This is a genomic window from Streptomyces sp. NPDC055189, from assembly GCF_053606765.1.
The window spans coordinates 56,555-65,948 of record NZ_JBSGSG010000054.1; the positions used below are offsets into that span (position 1 = coordinate 56,555).

The following is a 9,394-nucleotide window of genomic DNA, read 5'->3' on the forward strand; positions in this document are numbered from 1 at the left end:
GGTGATGCAGGTATGTGTGAACGGCGCCCGCGGCGCGGGCGATGGTGCGGCGATCCCGTTGTCGCCCGGGGCGATGGCCGAGTCCGTGGCGCAGGCCGTCGCGGCCGGCGCCCGGGATGTTCATGTACACCCCAAGTCCCCTTGTGGACAAGACACCTTGGCTACCCGGGCGGTTGCGGCCGTGCTCGAAGCGGTCCGTTCCGTGACGTCCGTGCCCGTGGGGGTGACCACGGGTGCCTGGGCCGAGCAGGACCCGGACCGGCGGGTGGAGCGCATCCGCGCGTGGACGGTCCTTCCCGACCACGCGTCGGTCAACTGGCACGAGCCGGGCGCGGAGGCGGTGGCCGCGGCGCTCCTGGACCGGGGTGTGGGCGTGGAGGCGGGCATCTGGTCCGGCACGGACGGCGCGGAACGCTTCACCGCGTCCGCGCTCGGCCCGCGCGTCCTGCGGGTCCTCGCTGAGGTGACGGACCCCGACCCGGCCACGGCACGCGACTCGGCACGCGCGCTCCTGACGGCGATCGGCACGGCACACGGCCGTCCCGTGCTGCTGCACGGGGAGGAGGGCGGCACCTGGCCGGTGCTGCGGCTCTCGGGGCGCCTCAGGCTCGCGACCCGCATCGGTTTCGAGGACACGCTCGTCCTGCCGGACGGGGAACGGGCCGCGTCCAACGCCCAGTTGGTCGCGGCCGCGTTGTCCGTGCTGAATGCTCCGGCGTGACGCTACCAGTCACAAAATCGATCGCTCCAGCGCTTTGTCGTCGGCACAGTTGGCGTCGATGACAGACATGTGCGCGTACCCGCGCGGTACGTAGAACCAAGGAGTCCGATCGATGTCGACGCTGCGCGTCACCGCCGAAGTGCTTACCATCCACGAGCATCCCAACGCCGATGCCCTCGAACTGGCCCAGGTGGGCCTGTATCGCGCGGTCGTCGCCAAGGGCGCGTACCGCACCGGGGACGTGGCCCTCTACATCCCCGAGCAGTCCGTGCTTCCCGCGGAGCTGATCGAGGAACTGGGGCTCACCGGGCGGCTCGCGGGCGGCAAGTCGGACCGGGTGAAGGCGGTACGGCTGCGGGGCGAGCTCTCCCAGGGCATCGTGTGCAGGCCGCGCGCGCTCGCGGAGATCGACCTGGCGCGGGCCGCCGCGCAGGGCACCGACTTCACGGAGCGGCTCGGCGTCGTGAAGTGGGTGCCGCCGATCCCGCCCACCATGAGCGGTGACGTCGAGTCCGCGCCCGATCTGCTGCCGTGGGTCGACATCGAGAACATCCAGCGCTACCCGGACATCTTCGCGCCCGGCGAGCCGGTGTCCGTCACGGAGAAGCTGCACGGCTCCGCCTGCCTGCTGACGTACGTCGCGGACGAGGGGGACGGCGCGGGCACGGGCGGCCGGGTGTACGTCTCCTCGAAGGGCTTCGGCTCCAAGTCCCTGGCGCTGAAAGAGGACGCGCGCAATCTCTACTGGCGCGCGATCCGCGGGCACGCGGTGGCGGAAGCGGCTGCCGCGCTGGCCGAGCGGCTCGGGGCGCGCCGGGTCGGCATCTTCGGCGAGGTGTACGGGGACGGGGTGCAGGACCTGACGTACGGCGCGGACGGGCGCCGCGAGACGCTGGGCTACGCGGTCTTCGACGTGAGCGCGGAGGTCGACGGCTCGGTCCGGTGGCTGGACCCCGCCGTGGTGCTCGGGGGCGCCTTGCCGCTGGTGCCGCGCCTGTACGAGGGGCCGTACGACGCCTCCCGCGTCCTGGAGCTTGCCTCCGGGCGCGAGACGGTGTCGGGGCGGGCGCTGCATCTGCGTGAGGGCGTCGTGATCCGGCCCGCTGCCGAGCGGTACTCCCCCGTGACCGGGGGGCGCGCCATCGCCAAGGCCGTCAGCCCCGCCTACCTGACGCGGAAGGGCGGCACCGAGTACGAGTAACCCGCCCTGCCGGAGTCAGGACTGTGACCGGCGCTCCGCCAGCAGGCGGGAGCCGGTGAGGCGTTCGCCGAAGACGTCGTCCGGGTTGGAGAGCACGCAGTTCTCCAGGGAGAGACAGCCGCAGCCGATGCAGTCCGTCAGGTGGTCGCGCAACCGGCCCAACTGCTTGATGCGCTCGTCCAGTTCCGAGCGCCAGGTCTCCGAGAGGCGCGCCCAGTCCTCGCGGGTGGGCGTGCGCTCCTCGGGGAGCGAGTCGAGCGCCTCGCGGACCGTGGCGAGCGGGATGCCGACGCGCTGGGCGGCGCGTACGAAGGCGACGCGGCGCAGCGCGTCACGGTGGTAGCGGCGTTGGTTGCCCGACGTGCGGCGGCTGGAGATCAGACCCTTGGACTCGTAGAAGTGCAGTGCGGAGACGGCCGCGCCGCTGCGGGCGGAGAGCTGGCCGACCGTGAGCTCGTGGATCTTCTCTGGGATCTGGGGCACCCCTCACACCCTAATGGCTGGCCCGGCAACCCTCACGGCTGGTCCGTTGACACACGTCGGCGCACACAGCATGCTGAGCAAGCGCTTAGTTCGAATACTTTGAGGAGGCCAGGGACATGGCAGAGCCGAGGATCTTCGCGTCGCCCGACGACCTGCGTGCCGGGGTCGGCGAGCAGCTCGGGCACAGCGATTGGCTGGAGGTCGACCAGAAGCGGATCGACCTGTTCGCCGACGCCACGGGCGACCACCAGTGGATCCACGTGGACGCGGAGAAGGCGGCGCAGGGCCCCTTCAAGACGACGATCGCGCACGGCTATCTGACGCTGTCGCTGCTGCCGAGCCTGGTGCCGCAGGTCATGCGGGTCGAGGGCATGAAGATGGGCGTCAACTACGGCACCAACAAGGTCCGCTTCCCCTCGCCGGTGCCCTCGGGCTCCCGGGTGCGGGCGACCGCCGTGCTCACGGAGGTCGAGGAGACCAAGGACGGCGGCGTACAGATCACCGCCAAGGTCACCGTCGAGCGCGAGGGCAGCGAGAAGCCCGCCTGCGTCGCGGAGTCGGTCTCCCGCTACTACTTCTGAGGGCGGCCGGGAGCTTTCGGGCTCTAGGAGACCCGCTCCCGGGCTCCGACCATGCGCAGCACGAGGTCGGCGTAGAGCGCGCCGACCTCGTCGGGCGTGCGCTGCCCCGCGACGTTGAACCACCGGGCCACGTCGATGCAGAGCGAGAGCACGGCAAGCGTGGTGCCCGGCACGTCGGGGACGTCGAACTCCCCGGCCCGCACCCCTTCGTTGATCATGTCCCGCACGGCGGCGTCCGACTGGCGGCGCAGCGCGATGATCTCCGTGCGGTGCTCATCGCCGAGGGCGTCGAGCTCGTACTGGACCACGCGCGCGGTGGTGTGGTGGTCGGCGTGCCAGCGGACGAAGGAGCGCACGGCGTCGGCGAGGCGCTGCGACGCACTGCCCGGACCGTCGGCCGCGGTACGCAGGACCCGCAGGGCCTTGTCGTGGCCGATCCTGCTGATCCGGTGGAGCAGCTCTTCCTTGGTCTTGTAGTGGATGTAGAGCGCCGCCGGGCTCATGCCGGCGCGGCCGGCGATGTCCCGGGTCGTCGTCGCGTGGTACCCACGCTCGGCGAAGGCCTCGACGGCGGCGATCAGCAGCCGCCGCGCCGCATCAGGAGTGACCTCGCCCCATGGCAGGTCATCGCCCTCGGTCTGCTCCGCCGTGCTCATCGTCCACGCTCCTTCCGCCCGTCGGGAGGACACCATACCCCTGACGGTGAGCAAGCGCTTAGGATGCCGGTCAGGCCACCGGCTTGAACGGGTCGTGTTCGGCGAGGATCTTCTCCAGGCGGGCCTGGTCGACGCGGCTGACGAGCTGGCCGGCCTCCTGCTTGTCCCTGATGACCTTGGCGAGGGTGAACGCGGACGTCGTCAGGTACAGGACGGAAATGGCGAGGAAGGCGCGGATCCAGCCGCTGACGTCGAGGCTGTAGATGCCGATCGCCGTCGCGCCGAGCGCCACGGCGAACGACGCGATCGCCTGGCCGTAGTAGGCGGTGCTGCTCTGCTGCTTGACCGGTGTCTCACTCATGACCAGAGCTTCGCCCCGCAGCGGCCTCGCCACATCCGCCCCGCTACTCAGTTCCCGTACTCAGTTCCCGTACGCAGTTCCCGCATGCGGAACTCAGAACGCGGAGACCCCGGTCAGCGCCCGCCCGATGACCAGCTTCTGGATCTGGCTCGTGCCCTCGTAGAGGGTCATCACGCGCGCGTCGCGCAGCAGCTTGCCCGCCGGGTACTCGTCGATGTAGCCGTAGCCGCCGAAGACCTGGAGCGCGTTGTTGGCGGCGCGCACCGCGGCCTCGGACGCGAACAGCTTGGCCTTGGAGGACTCCGTGGTGAAGGGCTGCCCGCGGTCGATGAGATCGGCGACCCGCCAGGTCAGCAGGCGTGCGGCGTCCACGTCCACGGCGATGTCGCTGATCAGTTCCTGGACCAGCTGGTGCCCCGCGATGGACTTGCCGAACTGCTCACGCTCGCCCGCGTACGACACCGCCGCGTCCAGGGCGGCCTGGGCGATCCCCACGCACCCGGCGGCAACGGACATCCGCCCCTTGGCAAGGGCCGACATGGCGACCGAGAAGCCCTTGCCCTCGGGCGCCACCATGGCCGACGCCGGGACCCGGACGTCCTGAAGGACCAGCTCGGCGGTGGCCTGGCCGCGCAGGCCGAGCTTGCCGTGGATCGTGCGGCGGCTCAGTCCCGGAGTGTCGGTCGGCACGAGGAAGGCGGAGACGCCCTTGTGGCCGGGGGCGTCGTTCGTCCGCGCGAAGAGCAGCACGACATCGGCCCAGGTGCCGTTCGTGATAAACATCTTGGAGCCGTTGATGACGTAGTCGTCGCCGTCGCGCACGGCCTTCGTGGACAGGTTCCCCGCGTCGGACCCGGTGCCCGGCTCGGTGAGCCCGAAGCAGCCGACGAGCTCCCCGGAGGTGAGCCCCGGCAGCCACTGCCGCTTCTGCTCCTCGCTCCCCCAGTACGCGATGGTCTTGGCCACGAGGCCCAGCGAGACCGACACGATGCCGCGCACGGACGAGTCGCCGCGCCCCAGCTCCTCGGTCACCAGGCAGTACGCGAGGTGGTCGCCGCCCGAGCCGCCGTACTCCTCGTCGATGGTGAGCCCGAGGAAGCCGACCTCGCCGAGCTTCTTCACGATGGACCGGTCGACGCTCTCGGCACGGTCCCACTCGATGACGTGCGGGGCGATCTCGCGGGCCACGAAGTCCTCGGCCAGCTGCCGGACGGCGGACTGCTCCTCGCTGAGCTCCAGATTCATCGGGGCACCTCTTCGGATCGACGCTGGGGACCGGTCTCGGGTCCGCATTTAAATTAGCACTGCTAGTTTCTGGCGGCAGCCCTACTATGTGCCGCATGGCCCGACCGCGCAAGCCCCTCCTCAGCAGAGATCGCATCGTCGAGACGGCGCGCGCGCTCGTGGACGCCGAGGGCCTCGCCGCCGTCTCGACGCGCCGCCTCGCCGCCGAGCTAGGGGTCAGCGGGCCTTCGCTCTACAACCACTTCCGCACGAAGGACGAGATCCTGGAGGCGGTCGCGGACTCGGTGAGCGCGCTGGTCGACCTGTCGATGTTCGAGGCCGCCGACGAGCGCGACTGGCGCACGTCGCTGCACGACTGGGCCGTGTCCTACCGCGCGGCGCTCACCCTGCACCCCAACATCGTGCCGGTGCTCGCGAGCGGCCCCGGCCGCCGGCCTGCCGGACTGCGGCTCGCGGACGCGGTGTTCGGGGCGATGGTCGACGCGGGCTGGCCCGCCGCGCAGGCCACGTCGATCGGCGCGCTGATGCGCTACTTCATCATGGGCTCGGCGCTCGGCTCCTTCGCCGGCGGTTTCGTGGACGACGAGGCGGCCTACGACCCCGCCGACTATCCGCACCTGGGCCAGGCCCACCTGCTGGCCGAGCGCCGGCCGGAGATCGACGAGCGGGCCTTCGAGACGGGCCTGCGGGCGCTGCTCGACGGGCTCACGCTCCAGTACGAGCAGGTGGCCGCCGTCACCGGGTGACGGTTCGGCGCGGACCGAACGGTCCCCGGCGCATGCTTGGCCCATGACGGACCCCGCAACGCCCCGCCTCGCCGCGCTCGCCGGGCTCATCGCCGACGAGACGCGCGCCGCCTGCCTGCTCGCGCTGCTCGACGGCCGCGCCTGGACGGCGGGCGAGCTGGCACGGCACGCGGGGGTCGCAGCGTCCACGCTGAGCGAGCACCTGGGGAAGCTGGTCGCGGGCGGGCTGCTCGCCGAGGAGCGCCAGGGGCGCCACCGCTACGTCCGCCTCGCCGACGCGCGCGTCGCGCAGCTTGTCGAGGACCTGACCGCGTACGTACGACCGGGCGGGGCCGTGCTCCGCGCGCCGCGCACGCTGCGGGAGGCCGGTGCGAGCGGGGCGATGGCACGGGGCCGCACCTGTTACGACCACCTGGCGGGGCACCTGGGGACCACGATCACCCGGGCGATGACGGAGCGCGGGCTGCTGCGGCAGGACGCGGGGTTCGCGCTGACCGACGAAGGGATCGGCTGGTTCGGGGAGTTGGGCATCGGCCTGGAGCGCTCCGGCGGGCGACCACTGGCCCGCGCCTGCCTCGACTGGACGGAGCGCAGGCCGCACCTGGCGGGGGTCGCGGGCGCGGCGTTGTGCCGCCACGCGCTGGACGCCGGATGGTGCGTGCGGATCGGTTCGCAGCGGGCGGTCAGGGTGACGCCGGCGGGGGCCCGGGCCCTGGAGACGCACCTCGGCATCGCGGCACTCCCCTAAGTAGATGTAAGGTGCATCCGTCTTGCCGGGCGAAACATGGACGTAACACGGGAGCGAGCCGTGCGGCACTCAACGGATGCCAAGAGCCAGCCACTTGGGGCCTTGTCCTTCGCCACGCACGTCCTGCGCGGCCAAGCGCAGGTCACCTTCCTGCCCAGCGCGGCGGCGGGCGCCGTCTTCTGCGTGGCGCTCTTCGCGGCGGGCTGGGAGTACGGGCTTTACGGGCTCGCGGGGACGGCCGTCGGTACGGCCACCGCGCGGCTGCTCGGAGCGCCGGGCGACCGCGTGTCGACCGGGCTCGAAGGCTTCAACGCCTGCCTGACCGCGCTGTGTTTCGCGGTGTTCCTGGGCGCCGGACATCTGTCCACGGCCGCGCTCGCCCTCGCGGGCTGCGTGGTGGTGACGGTCGTGACGGCGGCGGCCGCCAACGTCCTCGCCGTCTGGCACCTGCCCTCGCTCACCCTGCCGTACTGCCTGCTCGCGAGCGCGATGACGATCGCCGCCCCCGGCTTCGAGCGGGTCTGGCACCACGGCGACGCGCTCGCCGCGCTGACGCGCGCGGCAACGGGCCCGACCTCACTCCAACCGGACGATCTGGCACGGGCCTTCTTCGCCGACTTCGCGCAGATCTTCTTCATGCCGCAGTGGTACGTGGGTGCGGTGCTGCTCGCGGGGCTTTTCGTCGCGAGCCGTCGCGCGGGGGCCGTGGCGTGCCTGGGCAGCGTGGTCGGGATCGGTTCGGCGTGGGCACTCGGGGCGCCCGCCGCGCAGATCGCGGACGGCACGATGGGATACAACTCGGTGCTCGTCGCGCTCGCGCTGTGCGGCGTCTTCCTCCCGGCGCGGGGTGCGACGCTCGCTTACGCGACGGTGGGCGCCGCCACCGCGACCGCCGTCAGCTCGGCCATGTCCGCGCTCCTCGCACCGTCCGGCGGGCACACCTTCACCTGGCCGTTCGTCCTGACGACGCTGGCGTTCCTGGCGGCGGCCAAGTCCTTCTCGCGGCTGCGTACGACGGTTCCGGCGCCGTCGGAGGCGACGGCGCCGGAACCGTCCTCGGCGGACGGGGGCGTCAGCGGGAACGCGCCCGCCCCGCAAGCACCTTGATGGAGATCAGGGCGATCACCGCGAGGCCGATGATGTACGCGGAGACGGCCATCGAGGTGCCCGTCGCCTCCAGGAGCAGCACCATCACGAACGGCGCGAGCCCGCCGCCGAACACGGCGGCGATCTGGTAGCCGAGCGAGGCTCCCGTGTAGCGCATCTCCGCCGTGAACAACTCGGCGAAGAGCGCGGCCTGCGGCCCGTACATGATGCTGAGGAAACAGCTGGTCACGAAGGTGCCGACGGCCAGCCACAGCAGTGAACCGGTGTCGATGAGCAGGAACATCGGCACGGCCCAGACCGCGAGTCCCGCGGCGCCGATGGCATAGATCCGCAGCCGTCCGATGCGGTCGGAGAGCGCGGCGGACGCGGGGATCAGGGCGAGTTGGGTGAGGCTGACGCAGAGCGAGACGGTCAGGACCGCGCTGCGTTTCATGTCGAGTTCGCGGGTCGTGTAGTCGAGGACGCCGGTGATGATGATGTAGAAGGTCGCCGTGTTCACCGCGAACGAGCCGCCGGCCAGGAAGACCGTGCCGAGGTGGTGGCGCAGGATGGTGCGCAGGGGCGAGTTGCCCCCGTCACCGCCCGCCGCCTTCTGGCTCTGCTCCTTCTCGGCGAGCGCACGCTCCGCCTCGCGGAACTCCGGCGTCTCCTCCACGCGCGTGTGGATGTACCAGGCGAGGACGAGCACGAGGAGCCCGACCATGAAGGGGACCCGCCACCCCCACGCCTCGAAGGTGCTCTCACTGGTGACGGCCCCGGCGATCAGGAAGACCGTGTTGGCGGTCACCACACCGATGGGAACGCCCAGCTGGACCAGGCTGCCGTAGAGGCCGCGCTTGCCCTCGGGGGCGTACTCGGTGGCCATCAGCATCGCTCCGCCCCACTGCGCGCCGACCGCGATGCCCTGGAACACGCGGAGGGTGACGAGGAGGATCGGCGCGGCGATGCCGACCGTGTCATACGTGGGGAGCAGGCCGATGCCCGTGGTGGAAAGGCCCATCAGGGTCAGCGCGAGGACCAGCATGGGCTTGCGGCCGCGTTTGTCGCCGAGGTGACCGGCGATGATCCCGCCGACGGGGCGGGCCAGGAAGCCGACCGCGAAGGTGGCGAACGCGGCGAGGACTCCGGCGGAGGAACTGCCGGAGGGGAAGTACAGGTCGCCCAGGACGAGGGCGGCGGCGATGCCGAAGACGAAGTAGTCGTACCACTCGACGGCCGAGGCGAGAGCGGCGGCGGTCGCCACTTTGCGGCGGTGGGGATCCGCCGGTGCCGCTTGAGCGGGAGCGGGGGCGGAGAGGGGGGATCCGGGGGGCGGTGCGGGGTCCATGGGGGTGCACACTCCGGTGGGTCCGGGGACGGGACAGGGGGTGGCGTGTGATTGCAGGGACCGTACCGACCAGTGGGTATGCGGTCAACGGTTCGCACAAGGGGTTCCTGTGGCGGCAGCAGAACGCCGGACGGGCTGGATATCCCGCCCGTCCGGCGTTTGAAGACGAACCCGGCGGAGCCGGTGGTGCACATGCCGCGAATAGAAAACCACCAGCG

At 71.4% G+C, this 9,394-nt stretch carries 11 protein-coding genes; 6 read left to right on the forward strand and 5 right to left on the reverse strand.

Going from position 1 to position 9,394, the window contains the following annotated elements; translation table 11 throughout:
* Nucleotide 1: 1 nt before the first annotated feature.
* Nucleotides 2-721 (forward strand): 3-keto-5-aminohexanoate cleavage protein, encoded by a 720-nt coding sequence (locus ACWFR3_RS30425; protein ID WP_453737857.1) that lies wholly within the window; start codon nucleotides 2-4, stop codon nucleotides 719-721.
* Between the two features lie 112 nt (nucleotides 722-833).
* On the forward strand, nucleotides 834-1,922 hold the full coding sequence (locus tag ACWFR3_RS30430; protein ID WP_453737858.1) for an RNA ligase (ATP): 1,089 nt from the start codon (nucleotides 834-836) through the stop codon (nucleotides 1,920-1,922).
* A 15-nt stretch (nucleotides 1,923-1,937) separates the two neighbouring features.
* Here ACWFR3_RS30430 and soxR read toward each other — a convergent pair whose 3' ends face one another.
* Nucleotides 1,938-2,405 (reverse strand): redox-sensitive transcriptional activator SoxR, encoded by a 468-nt coding sequence (gene soxR / locus ACWFR3_RS30435; RefSeq protein ID WP_453737859.1) that lies wholly within the window; start codon nucleotides 2,403-2,405, stop codon nucleotides 1,938-1,940.
* A gap of 116 nt (nucleotides 2,406-2,521) precedes the next feature.
* Here soxR and ACWFR3_RS30440 point away from each other — a divergent pair, with 116 nt between their 5' ends.
* Nucleotides 2,522-2,986, forward strand: a complete 465-nt coding sequence (locus ACWFR3_RS30440; protein WP_453737860.1) for a MaoC family dehydratase — start codon at nucleotides 2,522-2,524, stop codon at nucleotides 2,984-2,986.
* Between the two features lie 23 nt (nucleotides 2,987-3,009).
* Here ACWFR3_RS30440 and ACWFR3_RS30445 read toward each other — a convergent pair whose 3' ends face one another.
* From ACWFR3_RS30445 to ACWFR3_RS30455, 3 genes are all read right to left on the reverse strand, one after another.
* On the reverse strand, nucleotides 3,010-3,642 hold the full coding sequence (locus ACWFR3_RS30445) for a TetR/AcrR family transcriptional regulator (protein WP_453737861.1): 633 nt from the start codon (nucleotides 3,640-3,642) through the stop codon (nucleotides 3,010-3,012).
* 70 nt (nucleotides 3,643-3,712) lie between these two features.
* Nucleotides 3,713-4,003: a YiaA/YiaB family inner membrane protein gene (locus tag ACWFR3_RS30450; protein ID WP_361195722.1), complete on the reverse strand. Its 291-nt coding sequence runs from the start codon at nucleotides 4,001-4,003 to the stop codon at nucleotides 3,713-3,715.
* A gap of 93 nt (nucleotides 4,004-4,096) precedes the next feature.
* Entirely contained in the window at nucleotides 4,097-5,248 is a 1,152-nt protein-coding gene (locus tag ACWFR3_RS30455) for an acyl-CoA dehydrogenase family protein (RefSeq protein ID WP_453737862.1), read from the reverse strand.
* An 86-nt stretch (nucleotides 5,249-5,334) separates the two neighbouring features.
* On the opposite strand from ACWFR3_RS30455, the gene ACWFR3_RS30460 reads away from it, so the two are divergent.
* The 3 genes from ACWFR3_RS30460 (at nucleotide 5,335) to ACWFR3_RS30470 (ending at nucleotide 7,849) form a co-directional block, all read left to right on the forward strand.
* Nucleotides 5,335-5,994 carry a TetR/AcrR family transcriptional regulator gene (locus tag ACWFR3_RS30460; protein WP_453737863.1) on the forward strand — a complete coding sequence of 220 codons (660 nt, stop codon included), beginning with the start codon at nucleotides 5,335-5,337 and terminating at the stop codon, nucleotides 5,992-5,994.
* Between the two features lie 43 nt (nucleotides 5,995-6,037).
* A complete protein-coding gene (locus ACWFR3_RS30465) occupies nucleotides 6,038-6,742 on the forward strand; it encodes an ArsR/SmtB family transcription factor (RefSeq protein WP_453737864.1) in 705 nt (234 codons plus the stop codon).
* A gap of 102 nt (nucleotides 6,743-6,844) precedes the next feature.
* Entirely contained in the window at nucleotides 6,845-7,849 is a 1,005-nt protein-coding gene (locus tag ACWFR3_RS30470; RefSeq protein WP_453737865.1) for an urea transporter, read from the forward strand.
* On the opposite strand, the gene ACWFR3_RS30475 is transcribed toward ACWFR3_RS30470, so the two are convergent.
* Nucleotides 7,815-9,176 carry an MFS transporter gene (locus ACWFR3_RS30475; protein WP_453737866.1) on the reverse strand — a complete coding sequence of 454 codons (1,362 nt, stop codon included), beginning with the start codon at nucleotides 9,174-9,176 and terminating at the stop codon, nucleotides 7,815-7,817. The two genes, ACWFR3_RS30470 and ACWFR3_RS30475, sit on opposite strands and share 35 nt — an antisense overlap.
* Between the last annotated feature and the right edge of the window lie 218 nt (nucleotides 9,177-9,394).

What these genes read in the sequence shown, in the direction of transcription:
- ACWFR3_RS30430 (WP_453737858.1), top strand. Translation starts at nt 834, where the DNA reads ATGTCGACGCTGCGCGTCACCGCCGAAGTGCTTACCATCCACGAGCAT.
- ACWFR3_RS30445 (WP_453737861.1), bottom strand. Translation starts at nt 3,642, where the DNA reads ATGAGCACGGCGGAGCAGACCGAGGGCGATGACCTGCCATGGGGCGAG.
- ACWFR3_RS30475 (WP_453737866.1), bottom strand. Translation starts at nt 9,176, where the DNA reads ATGGACCCCGCACCGCCCCCCGGATCCCCCCTCTCCGCCCCCGCTCCC.
- ACWFR3_RS30460 (WP_453737863.1), top strand. Translation starts at nt 5,335, where the DNA reads ATGTGCCGCATGGCCCGACCGCGCAAGCCCCTCCTCAGCAGAGATCGC.
- ACWFR3_RS30450 (WP_361195722.1), bottom strand. Translation starts at nt 4,003, where the DNA reads ATGAGTGAGACACCGGTCAAGCAGCAGAGCAGCACCGCCTACTACGGC.
- ACWFR3_RS30455 (WP_453737862.1), bottom strand. Translation starts at nt 5,248, where the DNA reads ATGAATCTGGAGCTCAGCGAGGAGCAGTCCGCCGTCCGGCAGCTGGCC.
- ACWFR3_RS30440 (WP_453737860.1), top strand. Translation starts at nt 2,522, where the DNA reads ATGGCAGAGCCGAGGATCTTCGCGTCGCCCGACGACCTGCGTGCCGGG.
- ACWFR3_RS30465 (WP_453737864.1), top strand. Translation starts at nt 6,038, where the DNA reads ATGACGGACCCCGCAACGCCCCGCCTCGCCGCGCTCGCCGGGCTCATC.